Source organism: Rubrivivax sp. JA1055 (assembly GCF_020966565.1).
Classification (GTDB): domain Bacteria; phylum Pseudomonadota; class Gammaproteobacteria; order Burkholderiales; family Burkholderiaceae_C; genus Rubrivivax; species Rubrivivax benzoatilyticus.
Genome location: NZ_JAJKFP010000006.1, coordinates 1,165,958 through 1,184,601, shown reverse-complemented (window position 1 = coordinate 1,184,601; position 18,644 = coordinate 1,165,958). Strand labels below are relative to the sequence as shown.

15 protein-coding genes are annotated in these 18,644 nt (G+C 72.0%); 7 read left to right on the top strand and 8 right to left on the bottom strand.

Annotated features, from left to right (window positions below):
- Positions 1-155: 155 nt before the first annotated feature.
- From LOC65_RS14805 to gloB, 3 genes are all read right to left on the bottom strand, one after another.
- Positions 156-1,163, bottom strand: coding sequence for a D-2-hydroxyacid dehydrogenase family protein (locus tag LOC65_RS14805; RefSeq protein ID WP_230248098.1), 1,008 nt, complete (start codon positions 1,161-1,163; stop codon positions 156-158).
- A gap of 97 nt (positions 1,164-1,260) precedes the next feature.
- On the bottom strand, positions 1,261-2,892 hold the full coding sequence (locus tag LOC65_RS14800; protein WP_230248097.1) for a transglycosylase SLT domain-containing protein: 1,632 nt from the start codon (positions 2,890-2,892) through the stop codon (positions 1,261-1,263).
- Positions 2,889-3,659 carry a hydroxyacylglutathione hydrolase gene (gene gloB, locus LOC65_RS14795; RefSeq protein ID WP_009857662.1) on the bottom strand — a complete coding sequence of 257 codons (771 nt, stop codon included), beginning with the start codon at positions 3,657-3,659 and terminating at the stop codon, positions 2,889-2,891. Before gloB ends, LOC65_RS14800 begins: the two co-directional genes overlap by 4 nt.
- Between gloB and LOC65_RS14790 the strand changes: the two genes are divergently transcribed.
- The 4 genes from LOC65_RS14790 (at position 3,660) to LOC65_RS14775 (ending at position 9,239) form a co-directional block, all read left to right on the top strand.
- On the top strand, positions 3,660-4,490 hold the full coding sequence (locus tag LOC65_RS14790; RefSeq protein WP_029718794.1) for a class I SAM-dependent methyltransferase: 831 nt from the start codon (positions 3,660-3,662) through the stop codon (positions 4,488-4,490). It abuts the gene before it with no gap.
- Complete coding sequence (rnhA, locus tag LOC65_RS14785) at positions 4,491-4,928, top strand: ribonuclease HI (protein WP_230248096.1); 438 nt, start codon at positions 4,491-4,493, stop codon at positions 4,926-4,928. It abuts the gene before it with no gap.
- A gap of 124 nt (positions 4,929-5,052) precedes the next feature.
- On the top strand, positions 5,053-6,159 hold the full coding sequence (locus tag LOC65_RS14780; protein ID WP_230248095.1) for an efflux RND transporter periplasmic adaptor subunit: 1,107 nt from the start codon (positions 5,053-5,055) through the stop codon (positions 6,157-6,159).
- Positions 6,160-6,173: 14 nt separating this feature from the next.
- Positions 6,174-9,239 (top strand): efflux RND transporter permease subunit, encoded by a 3,066-nt coding sequence (locus LOC65_RS14775; RefSeq protein ID WP_230248094.1) that lies wholly within the window; start codon positions 6,174-6,176, stop codon positions 9,237-9,239.
- A 9-nt stretch (positions 9,240-9,248) separates the two neighbouring features.
- Here LOC65_RS14775 and glp read toward each other — a convergent pair whose 3' ends face one another.
- From glp to LOC65_RS14755, 4 genes are read right to left on the bottom strand one after another with little or no spacing between them, the layout of a single operon-like run.
- Positions 9,249-10,526 (bottom strand): gephyrin-like molybdotransferase Glp, encoded by a 1,278-nt coding sequence (gene glp / locus LOC65_RS14770; protein ID WP_230248093.1) that lies wholly within the window; start codon positions 10,524-10,526, stop codon positions 9,249-9,251.
- Positions 10,519-11,097, bottom strand: a complete 579-nt coding sequence (mobA, locus tag LOC65_RS14765) for a molybdenum cofactor guanylyltransferase MobA (protein WP_230248092.1) — start codon at positions 11,095-11,097, stop codon at positions 10,519-10,521. Before mobA ends, glp begins: the two co-directional genes overlap by 8 nt.
- Complete coding sequence (gene moaA, locus LOC65_RS14760; RefSeq protein WP_230248091.1) at positions 11,097-12,215, bottom strand: GTP 3',8-cyclase MoaA; 1,119 nt, start codon at positions 12,213-12,215, stop codon at positions 11,097-11,099. The genes mobA and moaA overlap by 1 nt, the downstream gene beginning before the upstream one ends.
- A gap of 51 nt (positions 12,216-12,266) precedes the next feature.
- Complete coding sequence (locus LOC65_RS14755) at positions 12,267-12,893, bottom strand: C40 family peptidase (protein WP_009857654.1); 627 nt, start codon at positions 12,891-12,893, stop codon at positions 12,267-12,269.
- 130 nt (positions 12,894-13,023) lie between these two features.
- Here LOC65_RS14755 and LOC65_RS14750 point away from each other — a divergent pair, with 130 nt between their 5' ends.
- From LOC65_RS14750 to LOC65_RS14740, 3 genes are all read left to right on the top strand, one after another.
- Complete coding sequence (locus LOC65_RS14750; RefSeq protein ID WP_230248090.1) at positions 13,024-14,016, top strand: MDR family oxidoreductase; 993 nt, start codon at positions 13,024-13,026, stop codon at positions 14,014-14,016.
- Between the two features lie 30 nt (positions 14,017-14,046).
- The gene (locus LOC65_RS14745; RefSeq protein WP_310736938.1) at positions 14,047-15,975 is read left to right on the top strand and encodes a propionate--CoA ligase; all 1,929 of its coding nucleotides are present in this window, start codon (positions 14,047-14,049) and stop codon (positions 15,973-15,975) included.
- Positions 15,976-16,073: 98 nt separating this feature from the next.
- Entirely contained in the window at positions 16,074-16,916 is an 843-nt protein-coding gene (locus LOC65_RS14740) for a DNA ligase (RefSeq protein WP_009857651.1), read from the top strand.
- 10 nt (positions 16,917-16,926) lie between these two features.
- On the opposite strand, the gene LOC65_RS14735 is transcribed toward LOC65_RS14740, so the two are convergent.
- Positions 16,927-18,585: a PhoH family protein gene (locus LOC65_RS14735; protein ID WP_230248088.1), complete on the bottom strand. Its 1,659-nt coding sequence runs from the start codon at positions 18,583-18,585 to the stop codon at positions 16,927-16,929.
- Positions 18,586-18,644 lie beyond the last annotated feature (59 nt).

Below are 18,644 nucleotides of genomic sequence, written 5' to 3'. Positions count from 1 at the left end.
TCTGACCCCGGACCTCCTGACCCAGACTTCTTCAGACATCTGACCCCGGACCTCCGCAAGGTGGGGTCAGGTCTTGAGAGACCTGACCCCAGACTTCCAGACTTCTTCAGACTTCTGCCCCCGGACCTCGGCCGTGAATCCGGGCCCGCCTCGCCTCAGCGCAGCACCTTCAGCGCGTCCGGGTTGACGATGTTCGTCGGGTTGTTGTTGACGAAGTTGATGACGTTGTCGAACGCGGCGCCGAAGTAGGTTTCGTAGCTGTCCTGCTCGACGTAGCCGATGTGCGGGGTGCAGACGGCGTTTTCCAGGCGCAGCAGCGGGTGGCCCTGGAGGATCGGTTCGCTTTCGAAGACGTCGACCGCGGCCATGCCGGGGCGGCCCTTGTTCAGCGCGGAGACCAGGGCGTTGTCTTCGACGATCTCGGCGCGGGACGTGTTGACGAACAGCGCCGTCGGCTTCATGCGCGCCAGGTCGTCGAGCTTGACCATGCCGCGTGTCGTCTCGCCCAGACGCAGGTGCATGCTGAGCACGTCGCTCTGCTCGAAGAAGGCCTCGCGGCTCTCGGCGGCCAGGTGGCCGTCGGCCAGCGCATGCGCGCGCGACTCCTCGCTGCCCCAGACCATCACCGTCATGCCGAAGGCGCGGCCGTAGCTGGCCACCATGCGGCCGATGCGGCCATAGCCCCAGATGCCCAGCGTCTTGCCGTGCAGCACCATGCCGATGCCGAAGTTGGGCGGCATCGAGGCCGACTTCAGCCCCGACTGCTGCCACGCGCCGTGCTTGAGGTTGCCGACGTACTGCGGCAGCCGGCGCATCGAGGCCATGATCAGCGCCCAGGTCAGCTCGGCCGGCGCCACCGGCGAGCCGACACCCTCGGCCACCGCGATGCCCAGCCGCGTGCAGGCGGCAACGTCGATGTGCGGCCCGACGCGCCCGGTCTGCGAGATCAGCTTCAGCCGCGGCAGCTTCTCCAGCAGCGCCCGCGGGAAGTGCGTGCGCTCGCGGATCAGCACCAGCACGTCGGCGTCGCGCAGCCGCACCGACAGCTGGCCGATGCCCTTGACCGTGTTGGTGAACACCTTCGCGTTCAGCGGCTCGAGCCGCGCCGCGCAGCGCAGCTTGCGCACCGCGTCCTGGTAGTCGTCGAGGATGATGATGTTCATGGGCATCTGGGCGCATTGTCGCGGGCGACGGCGCACATCGTGCCGGACCCCTCGGCGCGTGGGCGTGGCCGCCCGGGGGATGCCGGGCGCGCCGGCCTCAGCGCGGCTTCTTCGCGTTGGATGAGGTCGACGCCTTGGCCTTGGACGCTGCGGTCCGGGTCTTGGCCGCCGGAGCCTTGGCCTTGACCTTCGCCGAGGCCGTCTTGGCGGCCGGGCGCTTGGCCTTGGCCGGTCCGGAGGCGACCATCACGACGATCTTCTGCCCCGGCTTGAAGCTCGCGCGCGGACCGACGTCGTTCCACTGCGCGACCTGCGCGGCGCTGACCTTGTAGCGCCTGGCCACCGTGGCCACGGTGTCGCCGCGGCCGGCCTTGAGCGTCAGCTTGCGCAGCGGCCGGGCCTCGGGCGCCAGCACCATCATCGCGTTCTCGGCGACGTGTTCCTTGACGTTCTCGGTGGCGTGCGCGGCACGCAGCACGAGCAGCGTCGAGCCCACCTTGACCAGCATGCGCGGCGGGATGCGGTTGACCTCGCGTAGCTGGGCCTCGGGCATGCCGACCTGGCGCGCGGCCTCGGCCGGCTTCAGCGTGCGCGGCGCGACCCAGGCCGTCCAGGTGGCCAGCGGGCCGCGGTGCTCCTTGAGCCGCTCGACGAAGTGGTTGGCGTTGTCGTAGGGCAGCAGCACACGCGGCGTCGCCGCAGCCAGGATCACCGGCTTGTTCATCTGCGGGTTCAGCGCCTGGAACTCCTCCAGCGACAGCCCGGCCAGGCGCGCGGCGAGCGCGACGTCGATGTCGCGCTCGATCGGCACGCTGAGGAAGAACGGGTGGTTCTGCAGCGCCGGCAGCGTGATCGAGTAGGCCTCGGGGCGCAGGACCAGGTTCTTCACCGCCTGCAGCTTGGGCACGTAGTTGCGCGTCTCGGCCGGCATCTTCAGCGACGCGTAGTCGGTGGGCTTGCCGGCCTTGAGGTTGCGCGCGATGGCGCGCTGCACGTTGCCCTGGCCCCAGTTGTAGGCCGCCAGCGCCAGGTGCCAGTCGCCGAACTGGCCGTACAGGCGCTGCAGATAGTCGAGCGCGGCGCGCGTCGAGGCCAGCACGTCGCGGCGGTCGTCACGGAACAGGTTCTGCTTGAGCTCGAAGTCGCGGCCGGTCATCGGCATGAACTGCCACATGCCGGCGGCGCGGGCGCTGGACAGCGCCTGCGGGTTGAACGCGCTCTCGATGAAGGGCAGCAGCGCGAGCTCGGTCGGCAGGCCGCGACGCTCGACTTCCTCGATGACGTGGAACAGGTAGCGACCGCCGCGTTCGGCCATGCGCTGCACGTAGTCGGGCCGCGTGGCGTACCACTGCTCCCACTTGCGCACGTAGTCGTCGTCGAGCTCGGCCATCGTGAAGCCGCCGCGCACGCGCACCCAGAGGTCGTTGTCGGCGGCAGCAGCGTCGGCGCGGGTCGCGTCGGACACGGTGGCCGGCTCGCCCTCCAGCGGCGGGGCGGGCACCAGCTCGGGTTGGCGCTGGCCGTCGCGCGAGAGGATCAGCGCGCCCGGGGTCGGGCCATCGGCCCGGCGCGCGGCAGAAGACGTCGGGGCGGCCGGCGTCGCGGCCGCAACCGGCGCGGCGGCGTCGCCGGCGGCCAGGGGCGTGCCGGCGCAGCCGGCGAGTGCGGCGGCCAGCGCTGCGGCAGCCAGGGCGCAGCAGCGCCGCAGCGAAGTCGTCGGAGGCGTCATCGGTATCGGTTCTTCCAGTTTCGCAGTGCGGCGAACACGTCGACTTCCTGCCCGGAGGCGGCGCCCTGTTCCCGGGCCGCGGCCACGACGGCGGCCTCGCGACAGCGCAGGAACGGATTGACGTCGCGCTCGTGACCGAGCACCGCCGGGAGTGTGAGCCGGCCGGCGGCGCGCCGGTCCTGACACAGCGCAGTGTAGGCCGCGATCTTCTCGTTGCCGGGCTCCACCGCGGCGGCGAAGGCCAGGTTGGAGAGCGTGTACTCGTGGGCGCAGCAGATGCGCGTGTCGTCGGGCAGCGCGGCCAGGCGGGCCAGCGAGGCCGCCATCTGCGCCGCCGTGCCTTCGAACAGCCGGCCGCAGCCGGCCGAGAACAGCGTGTCGCCGCAGAACAGCAGCGGCTCGCGCGCGGCGCCGTGCTCGAAGAAGGCGACGTGGCCGGCGGTGTGGCCGGGCACGTCGATCACCTCGAACGCCCGGCCCAGCAGCTCGATGCGGTCACCGCCGTGCACGGGCACGAAGGGGGTGGGAATGTCTTCGCGCGCCGGGCCCCAGACCGGGCCCTGCAGCCGGGGGCGCAGCGCGGCGATGCCGCCGACGTGATCCCCGTGGTGGTGCGTCACTAGAATCGCCGCCAGGCGCAAGCCCCGGGCGTCGAGTTCGGCCGCCACCGGCGCCGCGTCCCCCGGATCGACCACCGCGGCGTCGTGGCCGTCGTGCAGCATCCAGATGACGTTGTCGGCAAAGGCGGGGAGGGCGACCAGATTCATATGACGCGCGACCAGTCGATTATAGAGTTGGGGGTCTGGCTCCAATCCCCGGCCGGCCGCTACCTGCTGGAGTGGGAGCAGGACCGCCTGGACCGCGCGGTGACCGATGCTTTCGGGTTTCACGCGCTGCAACTGGGCCTGCCCGAGATCCAGGGCCTGCGCGCCAACCGCATGCCGCACCGCTGGGTGGCCTGCGGCTCGCTGGTGACGCCGGAGCCGATCGAGCTGCCGCCGCCGCGCGACGCGCTGATCACGACGCAGCCGGCGCCGGTGGCGCTGTACTGCGAGTTCGACGCGCTGCCCTTCCCGCAGCACAGCGTCGACCTGGTCGTGCTGCCGCACGCGCTGGAGCTGGCCGCCGACCCGCACCAGCTGCTGCGCGAGGTCGAACGCATCCTCGTGCCCGAGGGCCGGCTCGTCATCTCGGGGCTCAACCCGGCGAGCCTGTGGGCGCTGCGGCAGCGTTCCGGCCACGCCTGGCGCGGCATCGGCCTGGGCCGAGGCCAGCCCACCTACCTGCCGCGCGCCGGCGAGTTCATCGGCTACTGGCGGCTGCGCGACTGGCTGCGGCTGCTGGGCTTTCACATCGAGAGCGGGCGCTTCGGCTGCTACCGGCCGCCGCTGAGCTCCGAGCGCTGGCTGCAGCGTTTCGAGTGGATGGACCCGGTGGGCGACCGCTGGTGGCCGGTGCTGGGTGCGGCGTATTTCCTGGTGGCCGTCAAGCGTGTGCGCGGCATGCGCCTGGTCGGCCTGTTGAAGAACGAACGCCGCCGGGTCAAGGCGGCGACGGCCGCGGTCGCGAACCGCGAGCCGGTGGAAGCGGACATCTGAATGAACGAAGTGGTGATCTACACCGACGGCGCCTGCAAGGGCAATCCGGGCCCCGGCGGCTGGGGCGCCTGGCTGCGCAGCGGCGAGCACGAGAAGGAACTCTGGGGCGGCGAGCCGCTGACGACCAACAACCGCATGGAGCTGATGGCGGTGATCCAGGCGCTCACCAGCCTGAAGCGGCGCTGCAAGGTCGCGATCTACACCGACAGCGAGTACGTGCGCAACGGCATCACGAGCTGGATCCACGGCTGGAAGCAGCGTGGCTGGCGCACCGCCGACAAGAAGCCGGTGAAGAACGCCGAGCTCTGGCAGCAACTGGACGCGCTGGCGTCCTCGCACGACACGTCCTGGCAATGGGTCAAGGGCCACGCCGGCGATCCCGGCAACGAGCGCGCCGACGCGCTGGCCAACCGAGGCTGCGAGTCCGTGCGGCGTTGATGTCCCCGGCTTCGGCGGGCGTGAGGGCCGGCCTGCACGGGCGGTCGCAACGAAACGCTACATTCGGCGGTTTGCCTTTCGACGGAGTGCAGCGGTCTTGAAGCGGGTTCATACGTTCGTGGCGGTGATCGGCATTGCGCTGGCCGGCACGATGGCCTGGTGGTGGCAGCAGCGCGGCCCGGCTCCGGCGTCTGCCGCGGTGCCGGCCGGCGCCGCCGCGTCGACGGATGCCACGGCCGTCGAGATCGGCCGCGTGCGCCGCATGCGCCTGGCCGACGATGCCCAGGCCGTGGGTTCGCTGCGCGCCGCGCAGACCGTCGTGCTGCGGCCCGAGGTCGCCGGCCGCATCGCCGGCTTCGGCTTCCGCAACGGCGAGCGCGTGCGCCGCGGCCAGCTGCTGGTGCAGCTCGACGACACGCTGCAGCAGGCCCAGCTGCGTCAGGCCCAGGCCCAGGCGCAGATCGCGCGCACCAACCTCGCGCGCAGCCGCGAGCTGCTCGCGCAGGGTTTCGTCAGCCAGAGTGCGGTGGACCAGAACGCCGCGACGCTGGACGTCGCCGAGGCCCAGGTCGCGCTGGCGCGCGCCGAGGTGCAGCGCATGCGCCTGGTCGCGCCTTTCGACGGCACGGCCGGCATCCGCCGCGTCGACCTCGGCAGCTTCGTGCAGGCCGGTGCCGACATCGTCACGCTCGACGACCTGTCCTCGCTGTCGGTCGACTTCACGCTGCCCGAACGCTACCTGCCGCGCCTGGCCGCCGGCCAGGCGGTGGCGCTGGAGCTGGACGCGCTGCCCGGCCAGTCCTTCGTCGGCCGCATCGAGGCGCTGGACACCCAGGTCGACGCCGAAGGGCGCGCGGTGCTGGTGCGCGCGCGGGTCGCCGACGCCACCGCGCGGCTGAAGCCCGGCATGTTCGCGCGGCCGCGCGTCGTCTTCGCGGTGCGCGAGGACGCGCTGGTCGTGCCCGAGGAGGCGCTGGTGCCCGAAGGGGGCCGCCAGTACGTCTGGAAGGTGGTCCAGGCCGACGGCCCGGCGCGCGCCGAGCGTGTCGAGGCGCGCATCGGGCTGCGCCGGCCCGGCGTCGTCGAACTGCTCGGCGGTGTTGCCGAGGGTGACGCGGTCGTGACCGCCGGGCACGCCCGGCTGCGCGGCGACAAGCCGGCGGTGCGCGCCGTCGAGCTGCGCCCGGGGGCTGCGACGCCCGCGTCCGCCGCGGCCTCGGCCGCGGCCTGACGGAGGGCCGCGCCGTGCGCCTGTCCGAAATCTCGATCCGCCGCCCGGTGCTGGCGACGGTGATGTCGCTGCTGCTGGTGCTGATCGGCCTGGTCTCGTTCCGCGAGCTGACGGTGCGCGAGTACCCGAAGATCGACGAGCCGGTGGTCACGGTGTCGACGACGCTGGTCGGCGCCGCCTCCGAGGTCATCGAGAGCCAGGTGACGAAGCCGCTCGAGGACTCGATCGCCGGCATCGACGGCGTCGACATCATGACCTCGATCTCGCGCACCGAGCGCAGCCAGATCACGGTGCGCTTCAAGCTCGAGAAGGACCCGGACACCGCCGCCGCCGAGGTGCGCGACCGCGTCTCGCGCGTGCGCGGGCGGCTGCCCGACGCGGTCGACGAGCCGGTCATCGCCAAGGTCGAGGCCGACGCCACGCCCACCGTCTGGATCGCCTACACCGGCGAGGGCATCGATCCGCTGAAGCTCACCGAGGTCATCACCCGCGTCATCAAGCCGCGGCTGCAGACCGTGCCCGGTGTCGCCGACGTGCAGATCGGCGGCGACCGCGCCTACTCGATGCGCGTCTGGCTCGACCCCGACCGTCTGGCGGCCCACCGCCTGACGGTGCAGGACGTCGAGGACGCGCTGCGGGCGCAGAACCTGGAGGTGCCGGCCGGCCGCATCGAGAGCCGCCAGCGCGAGTTCAACGTCACCGCGCGCACCGACCTCAACACCGTCGAGCAGTTCGAGCAGGTGGCGCTGAAGACCGTCGGCGGCTACACGGTGCGGCTGCGCGACGTCGCGCGGGTCGAGGAAGGCGCGGCCAGCGAGCGCTCGCGCGTGCGCCTGAACGGCGTGCCGTCGGTCAGCACCGGCGTGATCCGCAACGCCACCGCCAACCCGCTGGACGTCGCTGCCGGCGTGCGCGCGCTGCTGCCCGAGCTGCAGCGCGAGCTGCCGCCGGGTGTCACCGCGACGCTGGCCAACGACAACTCGGTCTTCATCGACCGGTCGATCAAGGCCGTCTATCACACCATCGCCGAGGCGGTGGTGCTGGTCGCGCTGGTGGTCTTCGTCTTCCTGCGCACGCTGCGCGCGTCGTTCATCCCGCTGGTGACGATACCCGTCAGCCTGATCGGCAGCTTCGCGCTGATCGCCGCGGCCGGCTTCTCGATCAACACGCTGACGCTGCTGGCGCTGGTGCTGGCGATCGGCCTCGTCGTCGACGACGCGATCGTCGTGCTCGAGAACATCTTCCGCCACATCGAGGAAGGGCTGAGCCCGTTCCAGGCGGCGCTGAAGGGCGTGCGCGAGATCAGCTTCGCGGTCGTCGCGATGACGCTGACGCTGGCCGCGGTGTTCGCGCCGCTGGCCTTCACGCCGGGGCGCACCGGGCGGCTGTTCGGCGAATTCGCGCTGACGCTGGCCGGCGCGGTGCTGGTCTCGGGTTTCGTCGCGCTGACGCTGACGCCGATGCTGTGCAGCAAGCTGCTGCGCCACGAGACGAAGCCGACACGCTTCGACCGCTGGATGGAGCGCGGCCTGGACCGCCTGTCGGCGGCCTACAGCCGTGCGCTGGTGGCCTCGCTGAACCTGCGCTGGGCCGTCGTCTTGGTGATGCTGGCCTGCGGCGGCGCCAGCGCCTGGCTGTTCATGACCGCCAAGAGCGAACTGGCGCCGATCGAGGACCGCGGCGTCATCATCATGCCGGTGCGCGCGCCCGACGGCTCGACGCTGGAGTACACCGCGCGCTACCTCGACGCGCTCGACGGCATCGCCGCGACCTTCCCCGAGTTCGACCGGCGCTTCATGTTCGTCGGCGGCGGCCAGGTCTCCAGCGCCTCGGCGGTGATGCGCACCGTCGACTGGAGCGAACGCGAACGCACGACGCAGGAACTGGCGCAGGCCCTGCTGCCCCAGGTGCGCCAGCTGCCCGGCGTCAACGTCTTCCCGATCACGCCGCCCAGCCTGGGCCAGGGCTTCCGCGAGCGGCCGCTGAACTTCGTCGTCGTCAGCAGCGACTCCTACACCAACATGGCGCAGGCCACGCGCGCGCTGATGGCCGAGATGGCGAAGAACCCCGGGCTGGTGCAGGTCGACAGCGACCTGGAGCTGAACAAGCCCGAGATCTACCTCGACGTCGACCGCCAGCGCGCCGCCGACATGGGGGTTTCGGTGGGCACCGTCGCGCGCACCGTCGAAACGATGCTCGGCAGCCGCAACGTCACGCGCTACAAGCGCGACGCCGAGCAGTACGACGTCATCCTGCAGACCGGCACCAGCGGCCGGGCGTCGCCGCAGGACATCGAGAAGCTCTTCGTGCGCAGCGACAGCGGCGCGATGGTGCCGCTGTCCTCGCTGGTGAGCTTGCGCGAGTCGGTCAGCCCGCGCGAGCTGAACCACTTCAACCAGCGGCGCTCGGTCAGCATCACCGCGTCGCTGGCGCCGGGTTATTCGCTCGGCGAGGCGCTGGCCTTCATGGACGAGGCCGCGGCGCGCACGCTGCCGGCCGGCTACGCGACCGAGCTCAACGGCGTCAGCCGCGAGTTCCGCGCGTCCTCGGGCGCGCTGGGGCTCGTGTTCGTGCTCGCGCTGCTGTTCATCTTCCTCGTGCTGTCGGCGCAGTTCGAGAGCTTCATCGACCCGTTCGTGATCCTGCTGTCGGTGCCGCTGTCGATGGTCGGCGCGCTGCTGGCGTTGAAGCTCTCCGGCGGCACGCTGAACGTCTATTCGCAGATCGGGCTGGTGACGCTGGTCGGGCTGATCACCAAGCACGGCATCCTGATCGTCGAGTTCTCCAACCAGCTGCGCCGCCAGGGCAAGGCGCTGCGCGAGGCGGTCGTCGAGGCGGCCAGCCTGCGCCTGCGGCCGATCCTGATGACCACCGGCGCGATGGTGCTGGGTGCGCTGCCGCTGGCGCTGGCCAGCGGTGCCGGCGCCGAGAGCCGGCACCAGATCGGCTGGGTCATCGTCGGCGGCATGTCGCTGGGCACGCTGCTGACGATCTTCGTCGTGCCGACGGTCTACACGCTGCTGGCGCGTGAACGCGTGCCGGGCGAGATCACCGAGGCCGAGGCGGCCCCGGCCGCCTGAGCGCCGCCGTCAGCCGAGCGCGTCGAAGGGCAGCACCTCGACACGCTCGCCGGCGGCCACCGGGCCGCGATCGTGCGCGAGCACGATCAGGCCGTCGGCGCGGCTCATGCTGCTGAGCAGGCCCGAGCCCTGGTCGCCTGTCGGCGCGACTTCCCAGTCGCCATCGGCGCCACGCGAGAGCACGCCGCGCTGGAACTCGCTGCGCCCCGGGCGCTTCTTCAGCGCCACCGCGGCGCGGGCGACGACGGTCGGCAGCGGCCGCGGCGTCGCGCCGCCCAGGCGCAGCAGCGCGTCGCGCACCAGCACCTGGAAACACACCATCGCTGCCACCGGGTTGCCCGGCAGGCCGAAGTACAGTGTGCCGCCATGCAGCCGGCCGACGGCCATCGGCCGGCCCGGGCGCAGCGCCATGCGCCAGAACAGCACCTCGCCGGCGCCGGCCAGCACGGCGCGCGTGTGGTCGGCGTCGCCGACGCTGACGCCGCCGGAGCTGACGATCGCGTCGCAGGCGGCGCCGGCGCGCAGCGCGTTGGCGAGGGCCTGCGGGTCGTCGCGCACGCGGCCCAGGTCGACGGCGTCGACGCCCAGCCCGGCGAGCAGTGCGCCCAGCGTCGTGCGGTTGCTGTCGTAGATGGCGCCGGGCGCCAGCGGCTCGCCCGGTGCGGTCAGCTCGTCGCCGGTGCTGAAGAAGGCGATGCGCGGCCGGCGGCGCACGACGAGCGTCGGCTGGCCCAGCGACGCGGCCAGACCCAGGTCGGACGCGCGCAGCCGGCGGCCGGCGGGCACGGCGACACCGCCCTGGCGCAGGTCCTCGCCGCGGCGGCGGCAGTGCTGGCCGGCACGCACGGCGCCGGCGGGGATCGTCACGCGGCCGTCGGCCACGGTCACCAGCTCCTGCGGCACGACGCTGTCGTGGCCGGCCGGCAGCGGTGCGCCGGTCATGATGCGGATGCAGGCCCCGGCCGGCGCCGGGCCGTCGAAGCCGTGGCCGGCGAGTGCGCGCCCGGCGACCGGCAGCACCGTCGGGCCGTCGGCGGCCAGCGCGGCGCCGGCGAACGAGTAGCCGTCCATCGCCGAGTTGTCCTGCGCCGGCACGTCCAGCGGCGACACCAGGTCGGCGGACAGCACGCGGCCGAGCGCGTCTTTCAGCGCCACGGGCTCGGTGCCGGCGACCGGCTGCACCAGGCGGGTGAGCGCGTTCTGCACCGCGGCCAGCGGCAGGTCGGTCTCGCCGTGGCAGGCCAGGTCGTCGGCGATCGCCGCGATCGGCGTCGTGGCCTCAGCCATCGTTCAGCGTCTCCGGGGTGTTGAAGTTGGCGAATGCGGCCTCGTCGTCGAAATCGACGGCGACACCGCCCGACGCGCGCAGCCAGTGCTCGACGCGGCGTTCGCCGCCGGCGAGTGCCGCGTCCAGCGTATCGGCCAGCGCCGTGTCGACGAGGCAGAACACCGGATGCGTGCGCGCGGCGCGAGCGTAGCCGATCGGCGCGCCGCCACGGCCGGCCGCCAGGCGCGCGACGAGGTCGGCCGGGAAGTACGGCGCGTCGCAGGGCACGACGGCCAGCCAGCGTGTGCGGGCGTGGTGCAGGCCGGCCAGCAGCCCGGCCAGCGGCCCCAGCGAACCCGGCAGCGTGTCGGTCAGCACCGGCACGCCGAAGCCGGCATAGGTGTCGAGATGGCGGTTGGCGCTGACCGCCAGCGCACCGACCTGCGGCGCCAGCCGTTGCAGCGCGTGCTGCGCCAGCGGCCGGCCCTGCCAGGCGAGCAGGCCCTTGTCGACGCCGCCCATGCGCCGTCCCAGCCCGCCGGCCAGCACGAGGCCCGTGACCTCGTCGCGCGAGATCGCCGTGGCCGCCATCAGCCGCCGATGTAGTGCATCTCGATGCGGCGCTCGTCCGGCGCGGCGGTGTGCTCGCCGCGCTGCTCGGAATAGCGGTCGGCGCGCGCCGACCACACGCCGCCGACCGCGGCGGCGATCTGCGCGTCGCTGGCGCCGCCGCGCAGCAGCGAGCGCAGATCGTGGCCACGGGTGGCGAACAGGCAGGTGAAGAGCTTGCCTTCGGTCGACAGCCGGGCGCGGCTGCAGTCGCCGCAGAAGGCCTTGGTGACGCTGGAGATCAGGCCGATCTCGCCGCGCCCGTCGCGCCAGCGCCAGCGCTCGGCGGTCTCGTCGGGCGAGGCCGGCAGCAGCGGCTCCAGGCCGAAGGCGGCGTCCAGGCGCTCGCGCAGCTGTTCCGACGGCAGCACCTCGTCCAGGCGCCAGCCGTTGCTCGTGCCGACGTCCATGTACTCGATGAAACGCAGCCGAACCGCCGGGCCCCAGGTGTCGCGCACGTGGCGCGCCAGCGGCAGGATTTCGTGGTCGTTCATGCCGCGGCGCACGACCATGTTCAGCTTGACCGGCGCCAGGCCCGCGGCCAGCGCCGCGTCGACACCACGCAGCACGTCGGCGACGGGGAAGTCGACGTCGTTCATGCGCCGGAAGACCGTGTCGTCGAGTGCGTCCAGGCTCACCGTCACGCGCGTCAGCCCGGCCTCGCGCAGCGGGCGGGCCAGCCGCGCGAGCAGGCTGCCGTTGGTCGTCAGCGTCAGCTCGGGCGGCGTGCCGTCGACGGTGCGCAGCGCAGCCAGCTGTTCGACCAGCGAGGGCAACTGCTTGCGCAGCAGCGGCTCGCCGCCGGTGAGGCGGAGCTTGCGCACGCCGTGGGCCAGGAACACCGATGCGACGCGCGTGATCTCCTCGAAGCTCAGCAGCGCGTCGTGCGGCAGGAAGCGGTAGCGCCGGTCGAAGACCTCGCTCGGCATGCAGTAGCCGCAGCGGAAGTTGCAGCGGTCGGTGACCGAGATGCGCAGGTCACGCAGCGGCCGCCCGAGGCGGTCGGCCAGGTGGCCGGTGGGCGCTGTCGCGTCGAGGGGCACCACGGGCGATGTGGCGCGGGCTCGCAGGTCGGCCAAAGGGATGAAGCTCTCGCCCATCCTGCGATTCTGCCGGTTCGGGCCCCCGACGTCGGGTCAGGGGTCTCCCGCTCAGGGGCGGGAGGGGGTGGCCTCGGCCTGCGGGAGTTCCTCGAGGTCGGCGCGGCGTGCGCCGTTGAAGCGCTTCATCCAGTAGGACTGGCGCATGTCCTCGATGCGGACTTCGCTGCCGGTGCGCGGCGCGTGGATGAACTTGCCGTCGCCGATGTAGATGCCGACGTGCGAGAAGGCGCGCCGCATCGTGTTGAAGAACACCAGGTCGCCGGGCTTGAGCTCGTCGCGCGAGACCTTGGTCAGCGCGCCGTCCTTGGCCTGCTGGTCGGCGCGTCGCGGCAGCACCAGGCCCAGGCTGCGCTCGAAGACGTGGCGCGTGAAGCCGCTGCAGTCGAAGCCCTCTTCGGCGTTGTTGCCGCCGCGGCGGTAGGGCACGCCGAGGAAGTTCATCGCCGACATCACCAGGTCCGATGCGGTGTCGCGCACCTGCTGGACGATGCCCTGCGTGGTGTCGGACACGGCCGCTGCCGACGGCACCAGGCCCTTCTGCTGCAGCAGCTGCATCACGGCGTCGCCGTTCTGCGCGGGGGTGGCCGGCGAGTCCGGGGCCGCCGAGGCGCCGAAGACCGCGGCGGCGGCAAGGCCGGCGACGCAGTGACGGAGGAGGCGGAGACGGACGGGCATCGGCCGGCGAGCATAGGGGCCAGCCCCAGCAGTGTCAACGTCGCCGGCAGGGGCACTATGCTCGGCCGTGCCGGATGCACGCTTCGCAGGGGCGGCCGCGTGGCCTGGCGCACTCTTCTGGAGGGAACGCATGTTCCGTGGATGGCTGTTGGAGAAGGGCGAGGGCGGCTTCGGCGCGCGCCTCGCGGAGATCGACGAATCGCGCCTGCCGGGCGCCGACCTGGCCGACGTGCTGGTGCAGCCCGAGTACTCGACGCTGAACTACAAGGATGCGCTGGCGATCACGAACCGCGCGCCGGTCGTGCGCGCCTGGCCGATGGTGCCGGGCATCGACGGCGCCGGCACCGTGCTGGAGAGCACGCACCCGGACTGGAAGCCCGGCGACCGCTTCGTGCACAACGGCTGGGGCGTCGGCGAGACGCACTGGGGCTGTCTGGCCGAACGTGCGCGGCTCAAGGGCGACTGGCTGGTCAAGCTGCCGGCGGCCTTCACGCCGCGCCAGTCGATGGCCATCGGCACCGCCGGCTACACGGCGATGCTCTGCGTGCTGGCGCTCGAATCGCACGGCGTCGTCGCCGGTGACGGCGAGGTGCTGGTCACCGGCGCCAGCGGCGGCGTCGGCAGCGTCGCGATCGCGCTGCTGGCCCGGCTGGGCCACCGTGTCGTCGCCGTCAGCGGCAAGGCCGACGCCGCCGACTACCTGCGGTCTCTCGGCGCCGCCGAGGTGCTCGACCGCACCGCGTTCAGCGCGCCCGGCAAGCCGCTGCAGAAGGAACGCTGGGCGGCCGTCGTCGACGCCGTCGGCAGCCACACGCTGGCCAACGCACTGGCGCAGACACGCTACGGCGGCGTCGTCGCGGCCTGCGGCCTGGCGCAGGGCCTGGACCTGCCGGCCAGCGTCGCGCCGTTCATCCTGCGCGGTGTCACGCTGGCCGGCATCGACAGCGTGATGGCGCCGAAGGCCCGCCGAGAAGCCGCCTGGCAGCGCCTGGCGCGTGACCTCGATCCGCGGCTGCTGGAGCGCATCGCGAGCGAGGTTTCACTGGATTACGTGGCCGCCAAGGCGGTCGAATTGATGGAGGGCAAGCTCACCGGGCGTGTCGTGGTGCGCATCGCCCACTGAGTCAGCCGCTCGTCAGCGCCCGGTCTCTTAATCCGCGCCGATAACAAGGAGACAACGATGACCGATTACACCGAGTTTCATCGTCGATCGCTGCAGGATCGCGACGCGTTCTGGGCCGAACAGGCCAGGCTGATCGACTGGCACAAGCCCTTCGAGCAGGTCTGCGACTACAGCCGGCCGCCGTTCGCGAAGTGGTTCGTCGGTGGCGAGACCAACCTCTGCCACAACGCCGTCGACCGCCATCTGGCGACGCGCGCCGACCAGAACGCGCTGATCTACGTCTCCACCGAGACCAACCAGGAGCGCATCTACAGCTACCGCGAGCTGCACGCCGAAGTGCAGCGCATGGCGGCGACGCTGCGGAGCCTGGGCGTCAAGAAGGGCGACCGGGTGCTGGTCTACATGCCGATGATCCCGGAGGCGGCGTTCGCGATGCTCGCCTGCACGCGCATCGGCGCGCTGCACTCGGTGGTCTTCGGCGGTTTCGCCAGCGTCAGCCTGGCCACCCGCATCGACGACGCCGAGCCGACGGTCATCGTCAGCGCCGACGCCGGCAGCCGCGGCGGCAAGGTCGTGCCCTACAAGCCGCTGCTCGACGAGGCGATCCGCCTCGCCGGCCACAAGCCGCAGAAGGTGCTGATGGTCGACCGCGGCCTCGTCGCCTTCGACCGTGTCGAAGGCCGCGACGAGGACTACGCCAGCTGGCGCGAGTGCCACTTCAAGACCGAGGTGCCCTGCGAGTGGGTGGACGCCACGCACCCGAGCTACACGCTCTACACCAGCGGCACCACCGGCAAGCCCAAGGGCGTGCAGCGCGACACCGGCGGCTACGCCGTCGCGCTGGCCGCCAGCATGGAGAAGATCTACCTCTGCAAGCCGGGCGAGACCTTCTTCTCGACCAGCGACATCGGCTGGGTCGTCGGCCACAGCTACATCATCTACGGCCCGCTGCTCGGCGGCTGCGCGACGATCATGTACGAAGGCCTGCCGATCCGCCCCGACGCCGCCATCTGGTGGAGCCTGGTCGAGAAGTACAAGGTCACCTCGATGTTCAGCGCACCGACTGCGGTGCGCGTGCTGAAGAAGCAGGACCCGGCGGCGCTGAAGAAGCACGACCTGTCCTCGCTGCGCGCGCTGTTCCTCGCCGGCGAGCCGCTGGACGAGCCGACGGCGACCTGGATCGCCGAGGCGCTGGGCAAGCCGATCATCGACAACTACTGGCAGACCGAGACCGGCTGGCCGATCCTCAGCCTGTGCAACGGCGTCGAGGCCGCGAAGAGCAAGTTCGGCTCGCCGGGCAAGGCGGTCTACGGCTACGACGTCAAGCTGCTCGACGAGCACACCGGCGAGGAGTTGAAGGGCGCCGGCCAGAAGGGTGTCGTCGCGATCGAAGGCCCGCTGCCGCCGGGCTGCATGCAGACCGTCTGGCGTGACGACAAGCGTTTCGTCAACACCTACTGGAGCAGCGTGCCCAGCAAGCTGGTCTACAGCACCTTCGACTGGGGCATCCGCGACGAGGACGGCTACTTCTTCATCCTCGGCCGCACCGACGACGTCATCAACGTCGCCGGCCACCGCCTGGGCACGCGCGAGATCGAGGAGAGCATCTCCAGCCACCCGAAGGTCGCCGAGGTCGCCGTCGTCGGCGTCGCCGACCACCTGAAGGGCCAGGTCGCGATGGCGTTCGCGGTGCTGAAGGACCCGTCGGTGATCGCCACCGAGGCCGACGCGCTGAAGCTCGAAGGCGAGGTCATGAAACTCGTCGACGAGCAGCTCGGCGCCGTCGCCCGCCCGGCGCGCGTGCGTTTCGTCTCGACGCTGCCGAAGACGCGCTCCGGCAAGCTGCTGCGCCGGGCGATCCAGGCCGTCTGCGAAGCCCGCGACCCGGGCGACCTGACGACCATCGAGGACCCGACGGCGCTGCAGCAGATCCGCGACCTCGTCACGCCCGCCGCCTGATCCGCCGCGCCCTCCGCCGAGGGCGCTCCGCGGAGCGATGGAACGGCGCCGCGTGCGCCGCCAGACTCGGCCCCCGACGCTGATGCGAAGGGGGCCGAATGCCGTTCAGTCGACGTGATTTCCTCGCGGCCGCGCTGGCCTGCGTCGGCCTGTCGGCCCGGGTGGCCGCGGCCGTGTCACCGCCGGCCGTGATGCTGGCGCGCGAAGCCCGGCAGGGCCTGGATCCGGCCGGGTTCCTGGTGAGCGAGAAGCTCGACGGCGTGCGCGCCGTCTGGGACGGCCGCCGGCTGCGCTTTCGCAGCGGCCGCGAGGTCGTCGCACCGCCGGGTTTCGTCGCCCGTCTGCCGCCGGTGCCGCTGGACGGCGAGCTGTGGCTGGGCCGCGGCGCCTTCGACGCCGTCTCGGGCCTGGTGCGGCGCGAGTCGCCCGACGACGCCGGCTGGCGCGCGCTGCGTTACGGCGTCTTCGACCTGCCTGGCGTGCCGGGGCCGTTCGCCGAGCGTGCGCGTCGCTTGGCCGAGTTGGCGCGCGGCACGAACGCGTTCTTCGCGGTCGAGCAGCGCAGCGTCGCCTCGGCCTCGGCGCTCAACGTCTGGCTCGACGAGGTCGTGACCGGCGGCGGCGAAGGCCTGGTGCTGCACCGTGCCGACGCGCTCTGGTTGCCCGGCCGCAGCGACGCGCTGCTCAAGCTCAAGCCGCAGCAGGACGCCGAAGCGGTGGTCGTCGGCCACGTCGGCGGCCAGGGCCGGCTCGAAGGCCGGATGGGCGCCTTGCGCGTGCGCGCCGACGACGGCACCGAGTTCCTGCTCGGCACCGGCTTCAGCGACGCCGAGCGCGCGGCGCCGCCGCCGGTCGGCACGGTCGTCAGCTACCGCTACCGCGGGCGCACGGCCGGCGGGCTGCCGCGTTTCGCCAGCTTCCTGCGCGTGCGCGAGTTCTGAACGTGGCCGTTCAGAGCACCTCGCTGGCGAAGTCGGCCAGGCGCGACCGTTCGCCGCGTGCCAGCGTCAGGTGGCCGCCGTGCGGCCAGCCCTTGAAGCGGTCGACGGCGTAGGTCAGGCCGCTGGAGCCTTCGGTCAGGTAAGGCGTGTCGATCTGCGCCAGGTTGCCCAGGCAGACGATCTTGGTGCCCGGGCCGGCGCGCGTGATCAGCGTCTTCATCTGCTTGGGCGTCAGGTTCTGTGCCTCGTCGATGATCACGTACTTGTTCAGGAAGGTGCGCCCGCGCATGAAGTTCAGGCTCTTGATCTTGATCTTCGCGCGCACGAGGTCGTTGGTCGCCGCCCGGCCCCATTCGCCGGCGCTGGCGTCGCTGCGCGCCAGCACCTCGAGGTTGTCGTCGAGCGCGCCCATCCACGGGCCCATCTTCTCTTCCTCGTTGCCGGGCAGGAAGCCGATGTCGTCGCCCACCGGCACCGTCACGCGGGTGACGATGATCTCGCTGTAGCGACGCTCGTCGAGCACCTGGGCCAGGCCCGCGGCCAGCGTCATCAGCGTCTTGCCGGTGCCGGCGGTGCCGGTCAGCGTGACGAAGTCGCACTCCGGGTCCATCAGCAGGTTCAGCGCGAAGTTCTGCTCGCGGTTGCGTGCGGTGACGCCCCAGACGGCGTTCTTGCCGTGCGTGTAGTCGCGCAGCGTGCGCAGCACCGCGGTCTTGCCGGTGATCTCGGCCACGCGCGCGTACAGCGGCGCCGCCCCGGGCGTCTCGAGGTAGACGAACTGGTTGATCAGCAGCGCCGGCACCAGCGGGCCGCTGATGCGGTAGAAGGTGTTGCCCCCCTGCTGCCAGCTCTCCATCGTCTTGCCGTGGCGCTCCCAGAAGTCGGCCGGCAGCGGCAGCACGCCGGTGTAGAGCAGGTCGCCGTCGTCCAGCGTCTTGTCGTTGAAGTAGTCCTCCGCCGGCAGGCCCAGCGCGCGCGCCTTGACGCGCATGTTGATGTCCTTGGACACCAGCACGACCTCGCGGTCCTTGCGCTGCTCGCGCAGCGCCTGCACGACGCCCAGGATCTGGTTGTCGGCCTTGCCCTGCGGCAGCCCGGCCGGCAGCTTGACGTCCAGCAGCATGGTCTGGAAGAACAGCTTGCCGCCGGCTTCGCGGTGGCCGGTCTTGGCCAGCGGGATGCCGGCGGTCGAGTCGACGGCGCCGTTCTCGCCGGTGAAGGTGGCCAGCGCGTCGAGCTCGCGGCTGACCTGGCGGGCGTTGCGCGCGACCTCGCTCATGCCCTTCTTGTGGCCGTCGAGCTCCTCCAGCGTGATCATCGGCAGGAAGACGTCGTGCTCGTCGAAGCGGAACAGGCAGGTCGGGTCGTGCATCAGCACGTTGGTGTCGAGCACGAAGAGCTTGACCGGCCCGGTGCCGCGCGGCGAACGCACGCGCGGGCGTGGCGCCGGCACCGGGGCGGGCGCGGCGGCGGGTGCGGGCGCCGGGGTCGGCCGGCGGGCGGCGACGGCCGCGCCGCCGTCGTGCAGCGCCAGCGCGGCTTCGGCCGGGGCCGCCTGAGGCGCGGCGGCCTTGATCGTGCGCTTGCGCGGCTTCGGTGCGGCCTGCGCCTCGTAGTCGGCGGCGGCGAGCAGGTCGGCTTTCTTCGTCGGAGGCTTGGGCAGGGGCATGGTGGGCTCAGGAAAAAGCAAAAAGCCGCACGGCGGACCGTGCGGCTTTCGGCGGGAGC

Coding starts and splice junctions, on each gene's coding strand:
- moaA (WP_230248091.1), bottom strand. CDS start 12,215: ATGGGCGAGAGCTTCATCCCTTTGGCCGACCTGCGAGCCCGCGCCACA.
- LOC65_RS14740 (WP_009857651.1), top strand. CDS start 16,074: ATGCCGTTCAGTCGACGTGATTTCCTCGCGGCCGCGCTGGCCTGCGTC.
- LOC65_RS14800 (WP_230248097.1), bottom strand. CDS start 2,892: ATGACGCCTCCGACGACTTCGCTGCGGCGCTGCTGCGCCCTGGCTGCC.
- LOC65_RS14805 (WP_230248098.1), bottom strand. CDS start 1,163: ATGAACATCATCATCCTCGACGACTACCAGGACGCGGTGCGCAAGCTG.
- LOC65_RS14755 (WP_009857654.1), bottom strand. CDS start 12,893: ATGCCCGTCCGTCTCCGCCTCCTCCGTCACTGCGTCGCCGGCCTTGCC.
- glp (WP_230248093.1), bottom strand. CDS start 10,526: ATGGCTGAGGCCACGACGCCGATCGCGGCGATCGCCGACGACCTGGCC.
- rnhA (WP_230248096.1), top strand. CDS start 4,491: ATGAACGAAGTGGTGATCTACACCGACGGCGCCTGCAAGGGCAATCCG.
- LOC65_RS14790 (WP_029718794.1), top strand. CDS start 3,660: ATGACGCGCGACCAGTCGATTATAGAGTTGGGGGTCTGGCTCCAATCC.
- LOC65_RS14735 (WP_230248088.1), bottom strand. CDS start 18,585: ATGCCCCTGCCCAAGCCTCCGACGAAGAAAGCCGACCTGCTCGCCGCC.
- mobA (WP_230248092.1), bottom strand. CDS start 11,097: ATGGCGGCCACGGCGATCTCGCGCGACGAGGTCACGGGCCTCGTGCTG.
- gloB (WP_009857662.1), bottom strand. CDS start 3,659: ATGAATCTGGTCGCCCTCCCCGCCTTTGCCGACAACGTCATCTGGATG.
- LOC65_RS14750 (WP_230248090.1), top strand. CDS start 13,024: ATGTTCCGTGGATGGCTGTTGGAGAAGGGCGAGGGCGGCTTCGGCGCG.